This is a genomic window from Amycolatopsis sp. VC5-11, from assembly GCF_037034185.1.
Taxonomy (GTDB): Bacteria; Actinomycetota; Actinomycetes; order Mycobacteriales; family Pseudonocardiaceae; genus Amycolatopsis; species Amycolatopsis nivea.
Genome location: NZ_JBAGKF010000001.1, coordinates 1,129,301 through 1,151,126, shown reverse-complemented (window position 1 = coordinate 1,151,126; position 21,826 = coordinate 1,129,301). Strand labels below are relative to the sequence as shown.

The window sequence follows — 21,826 nt, the reverse complement described above, 5'->3', positions numbered from 1 at the left end:
GCCTCACTGAGTCGCGGTCTGCGAAGCCGACGGCGTGAACAGGTGCTCCACCGTGGCCACCGCCCAATCCCACACTCCCGGCACCAGCAAGATCCCCACCAGGACGAACACCGGGAACACCAGCCGCGTCTCGACCTTCTTCCCGGTGTGCAGCCGCAGCGGCTTCGGCGGGCGGAGTTCGTACCAGGTCTCCCCCGCGATCGGCAGCGGGAAGAGGAACGGGCAGCCCGATTCGGTGAGCGAATCGCCGAGGCAGTGCACGAAACAGCCGGCCGCGACAGCCACGCCGAGCCAGCCGGAGATGTCCGCCAGCTGAGCCACCCGGTCGTCCGGCGCGGTGAAGTACCACCAGGCCACCGCTCCGCCATAGGGCAGCAGCAGCCAGTCGCCCAGAGCCGCGACCGCGAGCAGCAAGCCGAACAGCAACACGCCCAGCACGGCCCAGGCCCCGCCGGCGGTACAGCCGGCAGAGGTAGCCGCGCCGAGCGCGACAGCGAACAAGAGGGTGTGCGACAGGTGCCGGTGCGTGCCGGTCACCTTTTCGTCGCGAGGGCCCTTCGTCAGGGCGTATACAGCTGCAGACACTCGGCGCAGCAGCCACGACAGCGCGCCGGTCAGCCAGCCGAACAGCCGGGTCGCGCTGGCGCTGGGATGGTCCAGGTCCGGCAGCAACGCGAAGCCGGCCGTGGTGGCCGCGAAGACCACCGCCTGGTGCACCGAGCCGACGCCGACCGCGGGCGCGAGGGCGAGCCCCGCGCACCAGCCGGTCAGGGCGTGCGTGCGCCCCATCATGATGGTTATCCCCCAGGTCGCGGACCATTTCAGAGTCCGCGCGACCGTATCGGGAGATCAGGCCGGAGGTTCCTCCGACACGCTCAGGTGTTCGGCCACGCCGGTGAGCTCGATCACCCGGCTGACCGCCGGGCTCGGCACGACCTCGAGTTCGACGTCCTGCTCCCCGGCCTGCCGCTGGGCGTGCAGGACGACGTTCAGCGCCGATGAGTCGAAGAAGGTCACCCCGGTGAGGTCGGCCACCACGCGACGGGAATTCTTGTCCGCGATCAATCCGGCAAGAGCTTCCTGCAGCTGCGGGCTGGTGAGCAGATCGAGCTCACCCGTGACCACGACCCTCGGCTCGGCGGCCGCGGTGTCCAGCGTGATGCCGAATCCGGGCGGAGTGGCGTTCTGGTCGGCTGCGGGCATGCAGTTTCTCCTCGTCAGGCGCTGCTCCTGCGCCGGTACGCGCCTGTTGTCTCAAGAGGCAACCGTGTCACGGTCCCAAGCATCTGGAGACCCAACCCTAACCCAGTGGGTGACTGAGTCCGCGTCGGCACATGGCAACACCCTTGGCGCGCGGGCGACGGCGGACGCACAGCACCCCGCGCGCCGCAGGTGGGCGCGCGGGTCGCGGGGGTCGGTCAGCTCAGGCGGACACCGTCTTGCGCTTCGCTCGCCGTTCGCGCATGAAGAGCTCGCGGCGCTCGATCTCGCCGAGCCCGCCCCAGATCCCGTACGGCTCTTCGACGGTCATCGCGTGCTTGCGGCACTGGGCCAGCACCGGGCAGGTGTGGCAGATCGCCTTGGCACGGGACTCGCGGCGCTCGCGCGCGGAACCGCGCTCATTGTCGGTATGGAAGAACAGGCTGCTGTCCGCTCCGCGGCACGAGCCTTGAAGCTGCCACTCCCACTCCTCGGCCACCACGTTGGGCAGTCGGCTCACGTCAGCCATGTCGTCCCCACCTTTCCCGGGATCAGCACACTCGACGGCTACATGCCCGCCGGTCGCGGCGGTCAAACGCGGGTTTGGTTTGCTCACCCCCCGGGCATGTGGCAGATCGGGCACGAAAGACTGGCGTGGCACGCCGGAGAGAGGACAGCACGTGGAGGAGAACGCCCCGCTCGAGCGCGAGGACGCACAGCTCATCGAGGTGCGGACGGCGGCTATCCCGCACGTGGTGCCCACCCTGCGCACCATCGTCGCCGACATCGCGATGCGCCAGGACTTCGACCTGGACGCGGTCGAGGACCTGCGGATGGCCGTGGACGAGGCCTGTTCGATGCTGCTGCCCTCGGCCGCCGACGGCAAGCTGACCTGCGTGTTCTCCTGGCTGGAGGGCCGGATCGAGGTCACTGTGTCGGTGGTCTCCGACCGGGCCGAGCACGGCGACGAGACCGGTCTGTCCTGGCAGCTGCTGACCGCGCTCGCGACCTCCGCGCGGCGCACCGTGACCCCGGCCGACGGCCGGTACCTCTCCCGGGTGCAACTGGTCCGGGAGAGTGAGGCGGCCAGCTCGTGACGAACCCCGCCGGCGGCGACAAGCCCACCGACGTGGCAGCACTGTTCCACGAGCTGACGCAGCTGCCCGAGCACGCGCCGCGCCGCGAGGAGATCCGGGACCAGCTGGTGCGCGAGCATCTCGAACTGGCGCGCAATCTCGCCCGGAAATTCCGCAACCGCGACGAGGCGATGGACGACCTCGTGCAGATCGCGACCGTCGGCCTGATCCACGCGGTGGACCGCTACGACCCGGCGCAGGGCACCGATTTCCTCGCATTCGCGGTGCCGACGATCTCCGGCGAACTGCGCCACCACTTCCGCGACAACAGCTGGTCGGTCCGGGTGCCGAGACGGCTCAAGGAACTCAACGCCACGATCTCGGCCGCCCGCGAGGAATTGACCGTGCGGCTTTCGCGCGCGCCGAAGCCCAGTGAGATCGCGCGGCATCTCGGCGTGCCGATCGAGGACGTCTACGAGGGTCTGCGGGCCGGTCAAGGCCGTTACGGGGCCTCGCTGGACAACCTGCTGGAGAACTCCGCGCACACGCGCTTCGGCGCGCCGGACGCGAACCTCGGCCAAGCCGAACTGCGCGAGGCGCTGCGGCCGATGCTGGACAGTCTGCCCGAGCGCGAGCGCAAGATCGTCGCGTTGCGGTTCGGGTCCGGGATGAGCCAGTCGGACATCGCGCGCCGCGTCGGGGTTTCCCAGATGCAGGTGTCGCGGCTGCTCGCGGCGACGCTGAAAAAGCTCCGTACCGGACTGGCCGAGACTGACATCACCGAGGGCACCTGATTCGCTTTCGGCCGGGTTGGGTAAACACCACATGCGAGCACAGCGGCCGGGAGGTGCAGAAGCCATGACGACGTCGAGGATGCCGACCAGGAGCACCGGGGCGACTGCCGCCACCGTGCTTCTGGAGCTTCCGGACGACGTCACCGCGCCCGCCATCGCGCGGGCACAGGTTCGCGCCGCGCTCGCCCAGCTCGACGTTCCCGCCCAGCTGCGCGACGACGTGCTGCTGGCGACCTCCGAGCTGGTCACCAACGCCTTCGAGCACGGCGACCGGCCGGACCGGCTGGAACTGCGGCTCGAACACGGCGAACTGATGGTGCGGGTCTTCGACACCTCTGCCTCCATTCCGCAGCTGAAGGAACCGGTCGCCCCGTCCGCGGCGCGCAGCCGAGGGCTGCAGCTGGTGCGCGCGCTGTCCCGGCGCTGGGGTTACGACCCGGCCGAGGGCGGCAAGTGCGTCTGGGCGGCGTTCGGCCTCAGCTGACGGCGGGCGCCCACCACGAGCCCGGCCGCGCCGAGCACCCCTAGCCCGACTCCCAGCCAGCCCACGATCATGCGCGGCCGTTCGGCGGCCGCACAGCCTTCCGCGCCGTGCGCCTCGGCGATCAGCCAGCTCTCCGGCGAGCTGAGCGCCGTGCCGCAGCCGATCCGGACGCTCGTGGTGTCCGTCGGCGGGTCGCCCTGGCCGAACATATTCGCCGGAAGCCCCAGCATCTGGTCGCTTCGCGTGCCGTAGATCGCCCGGACATCGGTCGGGTTCCCGGCGTCGTCGAGGTAATAAAGGGCAGTCACCGGCAGCAGGAAGAACACGATCCCGGTGATGAAGCACGCTGCGGACGCGAGTCCGATCCACAGCGCCGGACGCCGGGCGAGCGGTTTGCGCGATCTTCCCGGGAAGGCCTGGTCATCCGGGCCGGGGGACGTCGCGGGGCGGGGATCGTCGGTCATCGTCGAGCCTCCTGATCGGGGACGGCAGGCTCGGTTGTAGTCCGGTTCGCCGGGACTGGTCCCCGGCGGGCGCTGTCCGGTTTTGTCTCGTTCGCTCCCGTTGCCGGTGCCTTACGCTCGCCGGATGCTGGACGCAATCGGGGTGACTGGGGAGGAAGAGCGGGTCTACCGGCTCCTCGTGGGGATGTTCGACGCCGGACCGCGGCAGGTCGCCGAGCAGCTGGGGCTGAGCGCGGCGCAGGTGTCGGCGATCCTGCGTTCGCTGCACGCCAAGGGGCTGGTCAGCCTGGTCGCCGGAGACGAGCCGCGATACGCGCCGTCGCCGCCGGACGTCGCGTTCGGGCCGTTGCTGATGCGCGGGCAGGAATCCCTGGAATGGGCGCGCACCGCGGTGAGCCGGATGGCCGAGGAGTACCGCGGCGGTGCGCGACGGCGGGACGCGACCCAGCTGGTCGAGGTGATCACCGGCAGCGCGGCGATCCGGCAGCAGCTGACGAACATCCAGGTCGGCGCCCGGCACGAGCTGCTGTGGTTCTGCCGGGCCGGGCACATCGCGATGGCGTCGGGCGAGAACGCCGACGAGTACGACGCGCTGGCTCGCGGCGTGCGATACCGGGTCGTCTACGAGCGGGCGATGCTGGAAGAGCCCGGCATGATCGAGAACGTCGCGCACGGGATCCGGCACGGCGAGGAGGCGCGGTCGTCCACCGTGGTTCCGGTGCGGCTCGCGATCGCCGACGGCACCATCGCGTTGTGCCCGCTGGTGCAGAATCTCGACGGCTCCGGCGAACCGACCGCCGCGTTGATCCGCGAGAGCAGTCTGCTGGCCGCGCTGATCGCGTTGTTCGAAAGCTATTGGGAACGCGCGTGGCCGCTGCGCGCGGACGGGACTCCGCAGGACGCTCCCGGCGGTGCCGGTCCGGACCGCGACGAGCTGCACCTGTTGTCGCTGCTGGTCGCCGGGGTGACCGACAAGGCGATCGCGACGCGGCTCGCGGTGAGCCAGCGGACCGTGCAGCGGCGGATCCACGACCTGATGACCCGGATGAACGTGCAGACCCGGATGCAGCTGGCGTGGGAGGTCAGCAGGCAGGGCTGGCTCGACGAGCCTGCGGCAGCCGGATAACCGCGGGGGGTTATCCGGCTGCCTCTTTCTCAGGAGAGCCCGTAGGCCCGGATCACCGTCTGCTGCACCGCGTTCCCGTCTCCGTCGGATCCGTGCACGCGCAGCGCGACGAACCCGTTGGTGCGGTCCAGCCGCGGATGGTCGACCACGGCGCGGAAGCGGCCGCCGCCGAGGCTGTCCATCCGCTTGACGTTCGTCCACGTGCGACCGTCGTCATAGGACACTTCGACGGTCAGCCGCGGATTCTTCGGCGCGGCCATGCCGTCCTGGTTGCGGACGGTGAACTCGACCGGCAGCGAACGTCCGGCGCGGGTCTGCTGCGCCAGATCGGTCTGCACGCCGTAATCCACCTGCAGCAACGGAAGCAGGTCCGTTTTGCCTTCGGCGGGCCGCTTCGACCCGAAGGTCCACGACGTTTCGGTGTGCGTTCCGTAGGCCCAGCCCGGAGTGGACTTGGTCAGCGCCAGGTCGAGCCGGTACTTCGCCGGGTCCGCCGAAGCAGGGAACTTGCCCCACGCCGCCGGGCCTTCCTTGACGAGTTTTCCGTCCTGGTAAAGCTTCGCGCTCACCTGGTCCGGTTGCTCATCGCCCAATTCCGCTTCGGAGAACGCGTAGTGCGAGGTTTCCGGATCGGCGAACTCCGGGATGCGGAAGGCGAAAGTGTCGCCGGTGCGCGAGGTTTCCAGTCCGGCTCCGCGCGGGATCGCCGGGCGGACCACCGGTGCGTACCAGTTTTCCGTCGTCCGTTGCCCAGGGCTCAGCGTATGCGGCTGTTCGAGCATGCCGACCCCCAGCGGCTGGAAAGTGTCCCAGCTGAGCTTGTTGTTGACCCGGTGCTGCCAGATCGTCTCGTCGGTCGAAACGATTTCCTCGCGGGCGGTTCCGGTGTGCGCGTACCGCTGATACTGGTTGATCGCGGTCTTTTCCCACGGCCGCCAGCCGAACCGCTGCTCGGAAAGCCATTCGTCCTTGCCGGTCGCGTGGTAATTCGCGGTGACCGTCGCGGTGTTGCGCTCGCTGACCTGGTAGACGATCTTGTCCGGAATCTGGTCGTGCGTCACCTGCATGATGTCGTACAGGTACGGGCTCACCGGCGTGCCGTGCAGGAGCATGCTCGTGAAACCGAAATTCGCCCGGTCGGCCAGTTTCATGCCTTGTTCGTTCGTGACTCGCACGGCGGGAATCGGCAACCGCTTGCCGCGCGGCTGCCAGTGCGCGTACGTGTGCTCGTCAGGCAGGCTGACGACCATCACCATCGCGGCACCCGCGGCGGCGGCCAGCTTCGCCGCCTCTTCCGGGTTGGTGCCGTCCTTTGCGGGGGTCACCACCGCGATTTTCCCGCGTGCCTTGGCGTATTGCTCCGGTTTGTTCGCGTCGACCGGGACGACGTCGAGCCATTTCATCCCGGAAATCGTCGGGGACGAGGCGTAGTAGAACAGTTCGGTCTTGATGCCGAGCCACGGCAACGTGGTCGCAGTCAGCATCGGCGCGGTGAGCTGCCACCGGGAGCCGAATTCGAACGTTCCGTTCTTCACCTTCTGCGTCGGCGTCACGTAGATGTGCCGGACGCCGGGGAATTCCATAACGTAGTTCGAGATCTTGCGGGAGCCGAATTCGCGGTGCGCGTAGCTGCTGATGATGTTTTCCAGCGTCGACGGCCGCGGCGTCTTGATCTCGACCGGCACCGCGTTCCGCGCGTCCAGCACCAGGTTCAGGTCCTTGGTGATGGTGAACTCGGGCTTGAGCACGATCGCGAGTTCCTCGTCCGGAGCCAGTCCGGTGTGGAACATCCCGCGGGCGTAGTAGGTGCCCTCCGGGAGTTCGGTGACGAACGGGTGGTCGCTTTGGATGGTCCGGACGATGTCGTACCGCATGTCGTCGCCGAAGAGCTGGAGATCCATCGGGTACGCCTTGCCGTCGCGCCCGATGCCGGTGATGCTCACCTTGTGCTTCGGCGGTTCCTTCACCAGGCCGACCGTCGTGTGCACTGTGCCGACGAGAACGCTGCCGGTGTAGTTGCCGGGCACCAGCGCGGCCGAGTCGACGGTGATCGCCACTGTCGCGGTCCCGTTGGCCGGAACCTCCACAGTGGACTTGTCGAGCTTCACCGCGTCGCCAGGAGTGGCACCGTCACCGCGGCGCAGATCGAGCTTCGGCGTGAGGGTGACCGGCGTGGAAGTCGTGTTGGTGTAAGTGATTTCCTTGCGCACCGGGCCGCTGTCGTTGGTGACCGGGCCGAGGTTCAGCGTGCCGGTCGCGAAGACACCGGGACGCACCGCCGCGGCCGCGACGTCCACTCGACCGCCGCCCTGCTGGAACGCGTTCAGTCCCGCAGAAGGCTTCGACGTGCTGGCCAAGCCGTCCTTGAGCTGCTGAGCGGTCCATTGTGGATAGCGCTGCGCCAGAATCGCCGCCGCGCCAGCGACATGCGGAGTCGCCATCGACGTGCCGGACGCCGCGGTGTAGTACTGATCCACCACCTCGCCGAGCGAAGTGCCGGCCGCGCGCGCCGCGACAATTCCCACGCCGGGCGCGGTGATGTCCGGCTTCACGGCCTGGTCGCCCTGCCGCGGGCCCATGCTGGAGAACGGGGCCAGCTCGTCCTTGCGGTCCACCGCGCCGACGGTCAGCGCGGAGTCCGCGGTGCCGGGCGTGCCGATGGTCGACGCGCCTTCCTGGCCGTCGTTGCCCGCGGCGACCACGAACAGCGCGCCAGTGCGGGCGGTGAGTTCGTTGAGGCCGACGCTGAGGTCGTCGGTGCCGTCGGTCGCGCCGCCGCCGAGGCTCATGTTGATCACCTTGGCGCCGGAGTTCGCGGCCCACTCCATCCCTTGCAGGACTTCGGAAGACGAGGCCGTGCCGTCGTCGCCGAGCACCTTGCCGACGTACAGCTTCGCGCCGGGTGCCGCGCCCTTGCGCGTGCCGCCCGCGGCCGCGCCGGTGCCCGCGATGGTCGCCGCGACGTGCGTGCCGTGGCCGAACCGGTCGACGACGTCCGGGCTGGTCGAGAAGTTGGCCGACTTGGCGACCTTGCCCGCGAGGTCCGGGTGGTTGGGGTCGTAGCCGGTGTCGAGCACGGCGACCGCGACGCCGGATCCGTCGAATCCGGCCGCCCACGCCTCCGGCGCCCCGATCTGCGGGACACTGCGGTCGAGCGACGCGTGCACCTTGCGGTCCAGCGTAATCCGTTCCACCGCACCGGAAGCCGCGTGCGGACCGGTGAAGGACTTCCAGAACTCCCCGGCGCGCTTCTTGTCTTCCCGCACCGCACGGCCGTTCACGCTGGGCAGTTCGGCGCCCTGCGTGGTGGCGGCGAGCGCCGGCGCGGCAGCGATCGAGACGCCCTTCGCGTAGTGCGCGATCATCGGCACCGTCGGGCTCGACTCGTCGGCGTACCCCTGCGCGATCAGGTCGGTGACGTTGAACAGGGCTTTGTCGAGGCGCTTGTCCGCGACGAGCGACACCGCGTCGGCCGGGATGACCTGCAGTTTTCCGTCCACTTCGGACTGCGTGAAGCGGATGTTCTCCCGCCCCTTGCCCGGCCGGACCGTCGCGATCTGCCTGCCGCCTTGGACGCTTTCGACTTGCACGACGTCACCGGTGAGCAAGGTGACCGTGTGCCGTTCACCGGGACCAGGCGCCGGTGAACCGCTCGCGGGCTCGGCCGCCGCGGGCGCCGCGTGGCCGAGTGCCGCGACCAGTGCGCCCGTGCAGCCGAGAGTGATGGCTCGTGATCTCCACGTCATCGCACAAGATTCGGGGCGAGCCGGGGTTCACGTCACTACCTCGCGGTGTCGCCGTTGCGACATGTCGCAACTGGGACAGCGCCTGGTTAGCCAGCCACCGTCGCGTAATACGCCATTAGGCGGTCCGCCAGTTCGTCCGGACGGCTCAGCAGCGCGAGATGGGAGCCGGCCATCTCGTCCGCGTCCTCTCCCAGCCGCTCGCGCGCGACCCGACGCAGCAGATCCGCGGCGAAGAACCGGTCGTCGCGGAACAGCAAGACCTTCGTCGGCACGTCCGGCAGCCGCTCGCCCGGCCACGGAACGCTGTACTCGGCGCTGTTCTGATCCCGGCCGCGCCGCTCGTTTTCCTCCGCCAGCTCGGCCGGGACGTCTGCCATGAACTGCTCGGTGACGCTCAACCCCTCGGCCGACTCGAAGCCGACGTTGCCCCACCACTCCCCCGGAGCTTCGCCCGGCGCGGGCACCATCCCGGCGACGAACACGAGAAGCCGCGCGCCGACTCGTTCCGCCACGAGCGGCGCGGTGAACCCGCCGTAGGAATGGCCGACCACGACGACGTCCTGCGCGTCGCCGATCGCCGAGACGACGGTGTCGGTGAACTCGGTCAGCGTCGCTTGCGGGTTCTCGATGGGCAGGTCCGGTGCCACGACCTCGTGGCCGGACGCCTCGAGCCGCGCGGCGACCAGGTGCCAGTCCCAGCCGCTGCCGCCGCCCCCGTGGATCAGTGCGAAGGTCGCCATGGGGCCCAGCTTGTCACGCTGGGCAGCGCTTCAGCATGTCCTGCAGCGCGTTCTTCTCCATGTCGGTGATCGTCAGCCCGTAGTAGTGCTTCACCGTGACCCAGTCGGTCGCGTAGGTGCACCAGAACGACACCAGCGGCGGCTTCCACTCGTCCGGAGCCTTGTCGCTCTTCTGCCGGTTCACGCTCGCCGTCACCGCGAACAGCTGCGGCCGGGTGAGGTCGTTCGCGAACTGCTCGCGCTTCTCCTGCGTCCAGTCGCGCGCGCCGCTCACCCAGGCCTGGCCGAGCGGGACCATGTGGTCGATGTCGAGCTGGGTCGCCTTGGTCCAGGTCTGCCCGTCGTACACGCTGAGCCAGGTGCCCGACGTCGGCTTGCAGTCGCTGCCCGCCTTGACGTCCTTGCCCGCGCGCTTGAGGACGGCCTCGCGGGTGTCGCAGTTGTCGCCCTGGCTGTCCCAGTGCTTGAACTTGTCGCGCGAATAGCCGGTCATGGTGCCGCGCGCGCCGATCTTCAGCTCGGACAGCTGCTTCGTCGCGTCCGCGGCGGACGCGGGCGCCGCCTCGGACTGGGTGTTGCCGACTTCTCGCTGGCCGTACCAAAACCCGACGACAGCGATGAGCAGCACGACCGCGAGCAGCACGGTGCGCTTGGTGGGGAACGGCCGGGCCATGGTGCGCGGGATCCTCTCGGGCGGGGACTTCGGGGAGCCGGAGTATGCCTGTCGCCGGGCCGGTAATCGCGCAGACACTCTCGGCAGCGCTCGAGCCGTGGCAAGGACCACGTCGGGCCAGTTGTTGCCGGTCAACGAAAAAGCCCAGATCAGCGGGGGTGGATAACGCTCGCGAAGGTGTCACGCGGGCGCGTCGCGAAACGATTGACTTGAGTGGGGAGCCGGAAAGGAGCGGGTGCGAGATGCCCGGGCGGCTGCGGAAGTGGAACACACGAGTCGATGACTACCTGCGCCGGAAGGCGGCGGAGGGCGGCAACGTCGTAGCGATGACGCGGGTCGCTGCTGACCTGCGCGAACGCGGCGACTCGGCGGAGGCCGAGGAGTGGTACCGGCGGGCCGCGAACGGCGGCGACCGGATCGCCATGACCGCGCTGGCCCATCTGCTCGCCGAACGCGGCGCCGACGAAGAAGCCGCCCGCTGGTACCACGAAGCCGCGCAGGCCGGCGAACCGCACGGGATGGTCGGATACGCCCGCACCTGCGAAAACCAGGGTCGTCTCGGCGACGCCGAGCACTGGTACGCCGCCGCGTTCCAAGCCGGCGCGACGGAGGCGGCCGGACTGCTGGGCCACCTGCTGGTCCAAGACGGCCGGTACTCCGACGCCGAGGGCTGGTGCCGCGCGGCCGCCGAGGACGGTGACGCGACCGCGATGCTGGACCTCGGCGCGGTCCTGCGAGAACTCGGCGCACCCGAGGAAATGGCGCACTGGTGGCGAGCCGCGGCTGACGCGGGCGAACTCTCCGCGACCTGCTTGCTGGGCCGGGAAGCGGAACGGGCCAACCGGGAGGGCGACGCCGAGCGATGGTTCCGTCGCGGCGCGAAGGGCGGGCACGTCGAGGCGAAGGTCCGGCTGGGACTGCTGCTGCACCGCCGGGGCGACCTCGAAGAAGCGGAGACCTGGTACCTCGAAGCCGCCGAGGCGGGCGACGCGGCGGCGATGACCAACCTCGGCGTCCTCGCCCGCAATCGCCGCGACGACGGCGAAGCCGCGGCCTGGTACCGCAAGGCCGCCGAGCACGGCAGCATCCCCGCGCTCACCAATCTGGGGCATCTCGCCGAGGCCCGCAGCGACCTGGCGCAGGCCGAACGCTGCTTCCGGGTCGCCGCGGAAACCGGCGACGTCCAGGGCATGCTGAGCCTGACCCGGATGCTGCGCGCCCGCGGCGCGACCGCCGAGGCCGACCACTGGCAGGCCCTCGCCGCCGACCGTCCACAGTAGACGCTTTCTCGGGGTCGATCTCCGGGAACTTCCCCGATGTTCCCCGGCGCCGGCGCGGCTAGCGTCGATCGAGTGTTCCGACGCGTGCTTCTCGCCATCCTCGCCGGTATCGCGGTGTTCCTGGTGCCGTGGACCGTCTACCTCGGGCTGACCCTGCCCGAGCACTTCGACACGAGCCAGTGGCGGGTCGCCTGGGTCGGCTTCGACATCGTTCTGCTGTTGTGTTTCGCCGCCTCCGTGCTGCTCGGGATGCGCCGCAGTCGCGCCTCGGTGCCGATGCTGGCCGCGACCGCCGCGCTGCTGTGCTGCGACGCGTGGTTCGACGTCGTCCTCGACTGGGGCGGCCCCGACCAGTGGGCCAGCCTCGGCACCGCGTTGCTCGCGGAGGTGCCGATCGCGGTGTTCCTGATGCTGCGTGCGCGCGCTCTGCTCGCCGGGAACGCGCGACCGCGGCCGCTGACCATGCGCGACATCGCCGTGCACACGAACCCGAACTACCAGCGGTTGCTCCGGTTGCTGCCCGCCACGTCGGCCGAACTGCGCACGCAGATCCCGTCGATCGACGTTCCGGCCGCGCTGCTGACCCTCACCCACGCCGGATACACACGCCGCGCCCGCGACGGCCGCTGGCACTCCGTCCCGCAGAGCACGAACGAAGCCAGGCCGGAGGACTTCCCTGAGGAGGACCGGCCGAAGCTGGCTGCCTACCTGGACGCGAAATACGACCGCGAGGTGCGCCTGATGGCTTGGGCCGCCGAACGCCGCGACACCTTCGACGGCTGGACCGCCGGGAGCCGCGCCGGCATCCGGCTGAGCCACAAGGACTTGAAGGAGTTCGAGGCGGAGTACCTCGAACTGGTGCACCGCTACGCCGCGCGCAAACCCGGTCCGTCCGACGAGGCGCGTGATCTGGCCGTGCGGTTCTACGCTTTCCCGGAGCCGAAACCCGCTGAGCTGGCGTAGGTTTCGAGGCATGATCCATCACGTGCAGGTCGCCTGCCCAGCGGGCGCGGAGGACGACGAACGCGCGTTCTACACCGGTGTGCTCGGCTGGCCGGAACTGCCGAAACCGCCGCTGCTGGCGGCACGCGGCGGCTGCTGGTTCCAGGTGCCCGGCGTCGGCGGGCCGGACGGCGAACTGCACGTCGGCGTCGAGGCGGACTTCCGCCCGGCGCTCAAGGCGCACCCGGCGTTCGTGGTCGACGTGGATGCGGTCGCCGCCGCGATCGAAGCCGCCGGCCGGTCCGTGACGTGGGCCGACCCCGCGGAAATCCCCGGCAGGCGGCGGTTCCACACCTTCGATGCGGTCGGCAACCGGCTGGAGTTCCTCGAGGGCTGAGCCGCTTACAGTGGGGGGATGAGCCAGGAGGCGGAAGAGGCCGAGCAGCGGATCACGCGACGATTGCGCGAGCTTCGCCTGGAACGCGGCCTCACCTTGGACAAGGTCGCCGCCGCCGCGGACCTCACGCCGGGCTATCTGTCCCGGGTCGAGAGCGGCCAGCGGGTGCCCAGCCTCGGCACGCTGGTGGTTCTCGCGCGGGCGCTGGACGTCAGCGTCGCCGATCTCGTCGCTGCCGAGGAACGCCGCTCGCCGATCGTCAAGCGCGAGGACGCCGTCACGTACGGCACTCGCGGCGCTTCCATGACCCACCTGTCCCCGCCGTCGTCCGCACTTGAGGCGACGCTCGTGACGCTGCGGGGCAAGTCCGTCCCACCTCGTCCGACCCAGCACCGCGGCGAAGAGTGGCTGCACGTCGTCAGCGGTCAGCTCGAACTGACCCTGGCTGGCGAAACCCACCTCCTGACCGCCGGTGACTCCGCGCAGTTCCCGGGCAGCACTGACCACACCCTGCGCGGCGCGCCGGACGCGGAAGTCCTCGTCGTGATCGCTTGACTCCCGTTGTGCCTCCGAGGCACCCTAGTTGCCAGACAGGCAAACTTGGGAGATGCTGATGACCGACGCCCCGGTAGCCGAACTCGACCTCGACACCCTGCCCGAACGCCTGGATTCCGTTGCCGCCGAACGCGCGCACCGCAAACGCCAGCTCGCCGTCGCCTTCCGGCTGTTCGCCCGGTACGGCTTCGACGAGGGCATCGCCGGGCACCTCACCGCGCGCGACCCCGAGTTCCCGAACCGGTTCTGGGTCAACCCGTACGCGGTGCACTTCTCCCGGATCAAGGTCAGCGACCTGCTTCTCCTTGACGAGAATGGCAAGGTGGTCGAGGGAACGCGGCGCACGAACAAGGCCGCCTTCGCCATCCACTCGACCATCCACGAAGCCCGCGAGGACGTCGTCGCCGTCGCGCACGCGCACACGATCCACGGCCGCGCGTGGTCAGCGTTGAATCGTTTGCTGGACCCGATTATCCAGGAATCCTGTGCCTTCTACGAAAACCACGTGCTTTTCGACGAGTACAAAGGCTTGGTCCTGGAACGCGACGAGGGCGTGCGCATCGCTGCCCGGCTCGGCTCGAAACGCGCGGCAATCCTTCGCCACCACGGATTGCTGACCGTCGGCCGCAGCGTCGGCGAGGCGGCGTGGTGGTTCATCACGATGGAACGCGCCTGCCAGATGCAACTCCTCGCCGAAGCCGCCGGTACGCCTCGTGTGATGACCGCCGAGGAAGCCACACTCGCCGCCCGGCAATTCGGCAGCGCGAACATGGCGCGCAACAACTTCCGCCTGCTGGAGGACCTGATCGTCGAGGAAGAACCCGACGTGCTGGACTGACGGGATTCAGTCGCCGACCGCGTCCCGCCCGCGCTTCACGATCAGCGGATCCGGTTCCCCGACGATCTTTTCGTCCTTGCCCTCGTAGTCGAACCGGGACAGGAAGTACCGCATCGCGTTGATCCGGGCGCGTTTCTTGTCGTTGCTCTTGATCGTGATCCACGGCGCGTGATCGTTGTCCGTGCGGAGGAACATCGCCTCCTTGGCCGCGGTGTAGTCGTCCCATTTGTCGAGCGACTGCAGGTCCATCGGGGACAGTTTCCACTGCCGCACCGGGTCGACCTGCCGGATGATGAACCGGGTGCGCTGTTCGGCCTGAGTCACCGAAAACCAGAACTTCGTGACCGTGATCCCGCTCTCCACGAGCATTTCCTCGAACAGCGGCACCTGGTGCATGAACTGCTCGTACTGGTCGGGCGAGCAAAAGCCCATCACCTGCTCCACCCCTGCCCGGTTGTACCAGGACCGGTCGAACAACACCATTTCGCCGGCGGTCGGCAAATGCTGGACGTAGCGCTGGAAGTACCACTGGTGCGCTTCCCGGTCGCTGGGCTTGGCGAGCGCGACCGTACGAGCGTGGCGCGGGTTGAGGTGCTCCATGAACCGCTTGATGGTGCCGCCCTTGCCCGCGGCGTCGCGCCCCTCGAAGAGAATGACGTGCCGGCTGCCGGTCTCGCTGATCGAGTTCTGCAGCTTGAGCAGTTCGACCTGGAGCAGATACTTGGTCTCGTCGTACTCCTCGCGCGGCATGCGCTCGTCGTACGGATAGTTCTCCCGCCAGGTGTCGACGGCCTTGCCGAACGCGTCGATCAACACCGGATCGTCGTCGTGATCCTCGGCGACCGAATGCCCGTCGATCCCGAGCCGATCGATGTACTCCCGCACGTCCCGCAACATGCGGCCGACCTTAAGCAGGGCAGGTGAACGGGAGGTGTCTCCGGCTTCGCGCTTCCGGTGCGGGAGCCATGGCCGTGGTTAGCGCGCCTTGACCAGGTACAACTCCGCGCGCCCGTAGAGCGGCGCGGAAATCGTCCAGTGGGCAAGGTAGTCCGGCGGCGGCGGACCCCAAACTCGCTCCAACGCGAGGTCCAGCTTTCGCGGCCGTGCGGTGTAGTCGAAGAAGGCGAAGTTCACCCGGAGCAGCCCACGCGACAGATGCCCCGCCCGCGCCTCCAGTTCGGCGATCGCCCCGGGCATGCGGCCGCGGTCGGAAAACACATCGATGATCGCGCAGTCACAGGTGTAGGCCAGCACGCCGATCTCGTCGGCGGTGCCGACTGTTCTCCCAGCCGCCAGCCTGCCTACTTCGCGGCCGATCTCGGCGTACTGCGCGCTCGTGGTGTAGTTGGACGTGAACGGGGCGAAATCGCGCGGCAGACCGGCCCCGGCATAGCCGACCACACTGGCACCGACCAAAGCCACGACGACAGCTGTCCCGGCTACGCGCTCGATTCGGTGGGCGGAGCGAGCCACGACCGCACAGACAAACAGCGTCGCCGCGACGATTCCGGGGCCGTAATACCAATGGTACGGCGGCACTTTCAGCTGAACGTACGCCAGGCTGTGCCCCGCTCCGGCCACCGCGAGCGCGGCGAACGGGAGCAGTCGACGGCAGGCCGCGTCACCGCGCAACGCCAGGACCAGCCAGCGCAACCCGGCCAGCGCCGCCAACCCGACGCACAAGAACGCGAGCACCGTTTGTCCCGGCAGGTTCTGCCAGTACAGTCCGACGCCATTGCCGAATTCCCATTTCCCCCAAGCTTTTCGCGCGCCCTGCAGGGTCTTGATGACCAGCGTGTCCGGAACGGCGGCTCCCAAGACGACCCAACTGAACGCGAACCAGGGCACCGCCACGAGCGCCGCGCCTTGCACGCTGCGCAGGCCGTCGACCCAGAATCGCCGCCGGACCAGGAAAATCACTCCGGCGAAGAGCAGCAGATCGACCCGGACGAGGCTCAGCGCACCAGCCACGAGTCCGAACGCGAACGGCCGCCGCTCCGCTGAAAAGACCAGCAGCCAGCCAAGTCCGGCCGCGCCGAGTTGCACTTCCATGCCGATCGACGACACCAGCAGCGGATTCACCGTCAACGCGGCGGTCGCGAGAACCGGGAACCAGCGAGGCAACCCGGTTATCGTGCCCAGCCTCCGCAGCGCCAGCACCAGCAGCACCTGACACGCCACATACAACACGCCCGCAGCGAGAACCGCGTCCCGCAGCACGAACGTCAACGCCGCCAGGGAAAGCACATTCAGCGGCGAGGTTGCCGTATTCGAGGTGCTGTCGGCGAGCAATCCCCAATTTCCATGGAAAGCGAGATTGCGGGCGTAGCTCAAGGTGATATAGGTGTCGTCGATCAGATGACCGTGCACCACAATAAAGACCAACGTCGACGCGGCCGCCACGCCGAGAAGCAGCCAATCCACCCGTCTTCGGACAGAAACCGGCCGCGCCTGACCTGATCGAGGCGTCGTCAAACCCAGTGCCATTATTACGTTTCCCCCAGCAGTCTTCGCGCGAAGGCAGATCCGGTGCTATCTCCCCGGAACGTCGCGAACTTGCCCGTCGCGCATAGTCACCCGGAATTTTCGGCTGTAATCGTCATGCGGAGAATCGCCCTCGACGAATTTCACGACGAAAGTGCCGTCCTTCAGCAAAGCGGGCGTCATCGCGTCGTCCGGCCCGTACAGCTCCACTTTGGCCACGTCGGGGCTGGCGACCCCGAACACGACGCTCGGCTGGCGGGGATTGACGACACTGCTGAATCCGCAGATCGGGCGGGCGGCGTTGAGGAAGGCGTAGCTCTCGCGCCCGTGCACCCAGTCCCTGTTGTCGGTGACCATCAGGCCCGCGTTGCTGTCGGAACGCTGGCCGTGGTCGAGAACGCAGACCGCCGCGAGCGAAGCATTGCGGATGACGAGGTAACCCCGATTCGCGTCCTGATCGACCCTGAGCGTCGAGCGCCAACTTCCCGGGTCAGACAACGCGACTCCGAAAGAGGGTGAGCTGTCGAGACAGGCCTTGAGAACTCGCGCGTCGCTGGCAGCCGGCTTGGCACCGACCGGAACCCGCGTCACGCCCGGACTGGCGTCGTGCACCGGTGAGAACACCAGCGTCGCGCCCAAAGCCAGCCCGCCGACTCCCGCGGCGACCGCCAAGGGCAGGCCCAGTTTCCGCCGCCGCCGTGCGCGCAGTTCCGGAACAAGCCGGTTCCACATGGATTCCTTCAGGAGATCCGGCATCGGCCGTTCGGGCGGCAGGTTGAGATCGTCGGCCATCAGAACTCCTCCCCAGCCAATACGTCGTTGTCTCGCAGGAGCTCCCGCAACCGGGCGCGCGCCCGCGAAATCCGCGCCCGCACGCTCGGTTCGGCGATCCCGAGCACCGCGGCGCCCTCCGCGGTCGACAAACCGCCAAGCAGGCAAAGCTCAACAGCCCGCCGTTCGGCCCGAGGCAGTTTCGCGACCGCGGTCAGCACGACCTTCAGCCGTCGGTCCGCGTCGACCTGACCGGCCACGTCCTCCGCGTGATCGCGCACGACGGTGGTGCGCGTCAGCCGCGGCAGCGCAGCCGCGAACCGGCCGAGGCGGCGCTGTTCCCGGCGAGCCAGGTTGGCGGTCACCGTGAACAGCCACGGCCGGGCGCTGTCGTTCACCAACGTCACCTCGCCGAGGCGTCGCCACGCGGTGAGGAAGGTCAGCGAAGCCAGGTCCTCGGCGGTGGCCCAGGACCCGGTCAACCGGTACGCGTAGTTCCACACCGCGCTGACGTGCCGGTCGAACAACTCCGAGAACGCCGCGGCGTCGCCCGCCGCGGCACGCGCCCACAGCTCCTGGTCGCCACCGGGGGTGTCCGGGACGTCGTCCTCGGCCGACATCCCCCACCCCCGCCCCTGATCCGAAACTGTCGTCACAACCCCATGTCCCCGCTCGCCACGACAGCGTTGCATCGGACCCGGGACGAGAGTGATCAGTGTCTCGCCTCGGCGGAAGCGGATGGATATAGTCGGGCCGAGCCAGGCTGGGTCGCCCGGTTCGCTGGGCGGAGGGCTGCGGGGGATGACCGACAACGGGCGCGAAGAGCCGCCGACGAATCCTTTCGCCGCCGTCGGTTACGGATACCCGCCGCCTCCTCCGAAACCCCGGCGGACCGGCTGGATCATCGGCGGGATCGCCGCGCTGGTCGTCGTGCTGGGCGCCGGGATCGCCGTCGGAGTCGTGGCCGGACAGTCTTCCGAGCCGCCGCCGAAGCCGGTCGCCGCGCCGGGTTATTCGATGGACAACGTCGCCAATGCCTGCGATCTCGTCGATCCCGCCGCGTTGAAGAAGTGGTCGCCCACGCCCAAGGGCCAGCCCGAGCACAAGGAAGTCCGCCCGAGCGAGCACGACGCCGGCCGCCTGAGCTGCCAGCTCCGCTACACCGGCGACGATCTCCTGAACTCCGCCGAAATCCTCCTCGACGTCGATTTCACCGAGGGCACCGCGCCGTCCTCCTACGAGAGCTGGAAACGCGGCACCCTGGCCAAGACCGGCGAGGGCAAGGCATCCGGGCCGATCACCGGAGTCGGCACCGAGGGCTTCTGGCACTCCGAGGTCTACGGCGAACTGGTCGCGAACACGCGCTACGTCCTCTGCGCGGTGGACCAGAACGTCTCGGTCCGCGTCCGGCTCAACTTCAGCCGTACCCGGGAGGTCGCGCAGATGCACCGCGCCGAGGTCCAGCCGATCGCCGAAGCACAGGCCCGGAAGGCGTTGAACGGGCTGAAAGGGATTCGATGACCCACTCGCCTGGCAACCATCCCGTTGCCGGACAACCATATCCGCCGCCCGGCCAGGGATTCGGTTATCCCCCGCCGACGAAACCGCCGGGCCCCAAGCCGGGAGTGATCGTGGCGGGCGCGATCGGACTGGTCGTGATCCTGGGCGTCGGAATCGCGATCGGCCTGTCCCTCAGCGGCGGCTCGCCCGCTCCGGAAGCGGAGCCGACCCCGTCCGCCGCCCCGCCCCCGTCGACCACGGCCTCGCCCACCGCGCCGCCGGGCAAGTACTCGATGAGCGGGATCTCCAACGCCTGCGATCTGCTGGACCCCAAGCCGCTGGCGAAATGGTCCGCCACCCCGATCCCGCCGGTCCACCGGGAAGGCCAGCCAAGCGACGGCTACGGCGGCGACCTGAGCTGCAGCCTCCGCTACACCAGCACGTCCAAGACCGACGGCGTCGCCACGAACGAGGCAGGGATCGCCGTCCGCGCCGAGTTCGCTTCGCTGGACCGGCCGCCGGCGTACGAGCAGTGGAACACCAAACCGTCGCAGGGCTGGACCTCCGGCACGATCGCCGGACTCGGCACGCGCAGCTATTGGCGCGCGGGCAGCACCACGGAAACCGGCCCGGGCGCGAGTTACATCGTGGGGGTGGAGGACAGCAACGTGACGGTGGAAATCCAGGTCGCGGTCCACCGGGCTCCTGGCGAGGCCCCGCTGAAGATGGACGATCTGTCGTCGATCGCGCAGACCCAGACGCGTGCGGTGCTGGCTCGGCTGAAGAAGCCGTAAATGCACAACGGACCGAGATTCGGCTTACTGCGCCGGTTGCTGGCCGCTTAGGTCGGTCACCTCGGTGGCCGACCTAAGCGGCCGGTCGATCAAGCTATGCGGCGTTCCACATGTACATGTAGGCCCGTGCCTGTGCGCGTACGTAGTGGTCGAGCGCTACGCGATTGGTGTTCTTGCGGAGCTTGAACGCCTTGCCTCGACGTACGTCCCACACGACGGGAGTGGCACCCGGCAGCGCCTGGTCGAGCACTGATTCCATTAAGTAGAGCAGGACGTCTGCGCCGTCCTGGTCCAGGGGTTCGCACTTGACGTAAGGTGCGACGTACAGAACGGTGCCGTTCTTCTGCCGCAGGCCGATCATCCGCCGCATGACGACGGTTAAGTCGCCGTCGGTCCACCGGGCAGTCTTCACGGGCACCCCGGTTGCCCCTTTCGACATGAGCTTCAGGAACCCATCGGATGCCTCCCGAAACGCGAGACCGCGCGCATCATTCGCCTCGGCGGCCTTGCGAACCACCTTGTCGAGCGTCCCGCTCGGGTCCACAGAGTTCACCGCCGCTTTCAGGCCGGTGTACAGGTCTCCGTAGTAGATCCATCCGGGCTGGTCCGCCGAGGTATACAGCTCCTTCTGGGCTGCGACGACCTGGCGCAGCTTCCGCGGGCCGGCGACCACGGAGTCGAGGAACTGAAACCCGCCGACCTCGGCGGAGTGTTCGTTATTCATACTTCTTGCTCCAACTACGTAGGAGCACGCACCGACGGGTTCGGTCCCGTGTGGCCAGTCACAATCGGGTGAGACCCGGTTGACCTACCTATTCAGGTAGGCGTAGCTTGTCATTGTCTAAGTGAAAAGCTACTGGCTGGTGCGTACTCAGAGGTATGAGTACCTCCGTTGACCAGTGTACCATCTATGCCCAACGGACGCAAGTCTCCGTCTGGGCATTTTTGGCACCCGGATTATGGATATCAGTCCGGTCGATGCCGACTGGCCCCTGCTGCGCATATCCCAGTGAACACTCAATGACACTACATGTAGCAGTGGAGCGCGTCCAGGACGCCACATGTAGTGGTTCTCGTCTACGTGGCCGCCGCGATGAAGGCTCCGAAATGTCAATCCGGCCCGCAGCGATCAGCGGACGGAAGAGGCAGGCGACAACCGGCTATGCCTCAGCACCCGGGAACGCTGCCGTGGATCTTGCTCGCCGGGTTGCGGCGAGGCCAACCCGTGCCTGACTCGGACTGCCGATGCGCGAAAACGATGTCGACTGCCGGTGACCGCAGCAGAAGCTTGCGCTTCGCGGACCACTTCACCGATCGAGCGTGCACGGACCGAGCCGAGGAGGCCGCATAGGATTTGTACCTGACCGGCTGACATTCAGTCATCACATACCCGGAGAGATCGCGGTCGTGCGACGTAGGTCATTCTGAGCACGGCTTTTCTTCCACGCCGCTTGCTCGGACCGTTGATGCCTGGCCGCTCGATGATCACCAAGACGGTCAGCGCGATCCGTTCGCCAGTCGCAGAGTCCCTCTCGGCGGAAATCCGAGCCTGGAACTTGTCACAAGTGCTGGCGAATGCTTCCGGTTTCCGCGCCCCGGCCCGAAGGTCATCATAAGAATCACGGAGGAACGTTGGTGGTCCAGACCGTGGGCCGAGAACAACTTAACGAGCCCCAGCTACGTACGCAGAAGCGGGACGAAATACAGGAAACCCCCTACTATGAGGGGGTTTCCTACTGTCTCGACCAGACAGTGCGCCCGAAGGGATTCGAACCCCTGACCTTCTGATCCGTAGTCAGATGCTCTATCCAGCTGAGCTACGGGCGCGTGTTCAGTTGTTAACCTAGCACCTGCCGAAACAGGCACCAGCGGAGGCTCCGGGATTTGAACCCGGGAGGGGGGGTTACCCCCAACCGCATTAGCAGTGCGGCGCCATAGACCAGACTAGGCGAAGCCTCCTGG

General features: G+C 68.2%; 23 protein-coding genes and 2 tRNA genes. 11 read left to right on the top strand and 14 right to left on the bottom strand.

The features are described from left to right. Positions 1-3 precede the first annotated feature (3 nt). The 3 genes from WA670_RS05715 to WA670_RS05705 form a co-directional block, all read right to left on the bottom strand. Positions 4-789: a metal-dependent hydrolase gene (locus tag WA670_RS05715; protein WP_336157185.1), complete on the bottom strand. Its 786-nt coding sequence runs from the start codon at positions 787-789 to the stop codon at positions 4-6. Positions 790-849: 60 nt separating this feature from the next. Further along, entirely contained in the window at positions 850-1,203 is a 354-nt protein-coding gene (locus WA670_RS05710) for an STAS domain-containing protein (protein ID WP_009086015.1), read from the bottom strand. A 220-nt stretch (positions 1,204-1,423) separates the two neighbouring features. Continuing rightward, entirely contained in the window at positions 1,424-1,729 is a 306-nt protein-coding gene (locus tag WA670_RS05705; protein ID WP_009086013.1) for a WhiB family transcriptional regulator, read from the bottom strand. A 151-nt stretch (positions 1,730-1,880) separates the two neighbouring features. On the opposite strand from WA670_RS05705, the gene WA670_RS05700 reads away from it, so the two are divergent. The 3 genes from WA670_RS05700 to WA670_RS05690 all read left to right on the top strand — a co-directional run bounded on the left by WA670_RS05700 (position 1,881) and on the right by WA670_RS05690 (position 3,554). Then, positions 1,881-2,297 (top strand): anti-sigma factor, encoded by a 417-nt coding sequence (locus WA670_RS05700; protein WP_037807276.1) that lies wholly within the window; start codon positions 1,881-1,883, stop codon positions 2,295-2,297. After that, a complete protein-coding gene (locus tag WA670_RS05695) occupies positions 2,294-3,070 on the top strand; it encodes a SigB/SigF/SigG family RNA polymerase sigma factor (protein ID WP_037807274.1) in 777 nt (258 codons plus the stop codon). The genes WA670_RS05700 and WA670_RS05695 overlap by 4 nt, the downstream gene beginning before the upstream one ends. A 64-nt stretch (positions 3,071-3,134) precedes the next feature. Next, entirely contained in the window at positions 3,135-3,554 is a 420-nt protein-coding gene (locus WA670_RS05690) for an ATP-binding protein (RefSeq protein ID WP_037807271.1), read from the top strand. Here the strand turns inward: WA670_RS05690 and WA670_RS05685 are convergent. Next, a complete protein-coding gene (locus WA670_RS05685; RefSeq protein WP_336157072.1) occupies positions 3,500-4,018 on the bottom strand; it encodes a hypothetical protein in 519 nt (172 codons plus the stop codon). The two genes, WA670_RS05690 and WA670_RS05685, sit on opposite strands and share 55 nt — an antisense overlap. Positions 4,019-4,142: 124 nt before the next feature. Here WA670_RS05685 and WA670_RS05680 point away from each other — a divergent pair, with 124 nt between their 5' ends. Then, positions 4,143-5,144, top strand: coding sequence for a helix-turn-helix transcriptional regulator (locus WA670_RS05680; RefSeq protein ID WP_037807267.1), 1,002 nt, complete (start codon positions 4,143-4,145; stop codon positions 5,142-5,144). A gap of 29 nt (positions 5,145-5,173) precedes the next feature. On the opposite strand, the gene WA670_RS05675 is transcribed toward WA670_RS05680, so the two are convergent. The 3 genes from WA670_RS05675 to WA670_RS05665 all read right to left on the bottom strand — a co-directional run bounded on the left by WA670_RS05675 (position 5,174) and on the right by WA670_RS05665 (position 10,303). Beyond that, positions 5,174-8,890 (bottom strand): S8 family peptidase, encoded by a 3,717-nt coding sequence (locus tag WA670_RS05675; protein WP_336157071.1) that lies wholly within the window; start codon positions 8,888-8,890, stop codon positions 5,174-5,176. An 86-nt stretch (positions 8,891-8,976) separates the two neighbouring features. After that, positions 8,977-9,630 (bottom strand): alpha/beta fold hydrolase, encoded by a 654-nt coding sequence (locus WA670_RS05670; protein ID WP_336157070.1) that lies wholly within the window; start codon positions 9,628-9,630, stop codon positions 8,977-8,979. Positions 9,631-9,643: 13 nt separating this feature from the next. Continuing rightward, positions 9,644-10,303 carry an HNH endonuclease family protein gene (locus tag WA670_RS05665; protein ID WP_134663874.1) on the bottom strand — a complete coding sequence of 220 codons (660 nt, stop codon included), beginning with the start codon at positions 10,301-10,303 and terminating at the stop codon, positions 9,644-9,646. A gap of 242 nt (positions 10,304-10,545) precedes the next feature. Between WA670_RS05665 and WA670_RS05660 the strand changes: the two genes are divergently transcribed. The 5 genes from WA670_RS05660 (at position 10,546) to WA670_RS05640 (ending at position 14,315) form a co-directional block, all read left to right on the top strand. Next, positions 10,546-11,583 carry a tetratricopeptide repeat protein gene (locus WA670_RS05660; RefSeq protein ID WP_336157069.1) on the top strand — a complete coding sequence of 346 codons (1,038 nt, stop codon included), beginning with the start codon at positions 10,546-10,548 and terminating at the stop codon, positions 11,581-11,583. Between the two features lie 72 nt (positions 11,584-11,655). Then, a complete protein-coding gene (locus tag WA670_RS05655; RefSeq protein WP_238603573.1) occupies positions 11,656-12,546 on the top strand; it encodes a hypothetical protein in 891 nt (296 codons plus the stop codon). Positions 12,547-12,556: 10 nt separating this feature from the next. Further along, complete coding sequence (locus tag WA670_RS05650; protein WP_238603574.1) at positions 12,557-12,922, top strand: glyoxalase; 366 nt, start codon at positions 12,557-12,559, stop codon at positions 12,920-12,922. A gap of 18 nt (positions 12,923-12,940) precedes the next feature. Beyond that, positions 12,941-13,477, top strand: coding sequence for a helix-turn-helix domain-containing protein (locus WA670_RS05645; protein WP_134663880.1), 537 nt, complete (start codon positions 12,941-12,943; stop codon positions 13,475-13,477). A gap of 58 nt (positions 13,478-13,535) precedes the next feature. After that, positions 13,536-14,315, top strand: a complete 780-nt coding sequence (locus WA670_RS05640; RefSeq protein WP_336157068.1) for a class II aldolase/adducin family protein — start codon at positions 13,536-13,538, stop codon at positions 14,313-14,315. A 6-nt stretch (positions 14,316-14,321) separates the two neighbouring features. Here the strand turns inward: WA670_RS05640 and ppk2 are convergent, their stop codons facing one another. From ppk2 to WA670_RS05620, 4 genes are all read right to left on the bottom strand, one after another. Continuing rightward, positions 14,322-15,212, bottom strand: coding sequence for a polyphosphate kinase 2 (gene ppk2, locus WA670_RS05635; protein ID WP_043837720.1), 891 nt, complete (start codon positions 15,210-15,212; stop codon positions 14,322-14,324). A 78-nt stretch (positions 15,213-15,290) separates the two neighbouring features. Further along, positions 15,291-16,739, bottom strand: a complete 1,449-nt coding sequence (locus WA670_RS05630) for a hypothetical protein (RefSeq protein ID WP_336157067.1) — start codon at positions 16,737-16,739, stop codon at positions 15,291-15,293. Between the two features lie 108 nt (positions 16,740-16,847). After that, complete coding sequence (locus WA670_RS05625; protein WP_336157066.1) at positions 16,848-17,591, bottom strand: hypothetical protein; 744 nt, start codon at positions 17,589-17,591, stop codon at positions 16,848-16,850. After that, positions 17,591-18,190 (bottom strand): RNA polymerase sigma factor, encoded by a 600-nt coding sequence (locus WA670_RS05620; protein WP_336157065.1) that lies wholly within the window; start codon positions 18,188-18,190, stop codon positions 17,591-17,593. Before WA670_RS05620 ends, WA670_RS05625 begins: the two co-directional genes overlap by 1 nt. A gap of 181 nt (positions 18,191-18,371) precedes the next feature. Here WA670_RS05620 and WA670_RS05615 point away from each other — a divergent pair, with 181 nt between their 5' ends. Both WA670_RS05615 and WA670_RS05610 read left to right on the top strand, forming a co-directional pair. Continuing rightward, positions 18,372-19,091: a hypothetical protein gene (locus WA670_RS05615; RefSeq protein WP_336157064.1), complete on the top strand. Its 720-nt coding sequence runs from the start codon at positions 18,372-18,374 to the stop codon at positions 19,089-19,091. Then, complete coding sequence (locus WA670_RS05610) at positions 19,088-19,864, top strand: hypothetical protein (protein ID WP_336157063.1); 777 nt, start codon at positions 19,088-19,090, stop codon at positions 19,862-19,864. Before WA670_RS05615 ends, WA670_RS05610 begins: the two co-directional genes overlap by 4 nt. A 94-nt stretch (positions 19,865-19,958) precedes the next feature. Here the strand turns inward: WA670_RS05610 and WA670_RS05605 are convergent, their stop codons facing one another. The 3 genes from WA670_RS05605 to WA670_RS05595 all read right to left on the bottom strand — a co-directional run bounded on the left by WA670_RS05605 (position 19,959) and on the right by WA670_RS05595 (position 21,823). Continuing rightward, a complete protein-coding gene (locus tag WA670_RS05605; protein ID WP_336157061.1) occupies positions 19,959-20,588 on the bottom strand; it encodes a hypothetical protein in 630 nt (209 codons plus the stop codon). Positions 20,589-21,617: 1,029 nt separating this feature from the next. Continuing rightward, positions 21,618-21,691, bottom strand: a tRNA-Arg gene (locus tag WA670_RS05600). A 42-nt stretch (positions 21,692-21,733) separates the two neighbouring features. Then, positions 21,734-21,823, bottom strand: a tRNA-Ser gene (locus WA670_RS05595). Positions 21,824-21,826: the final 3 nt, after the last annotated feature.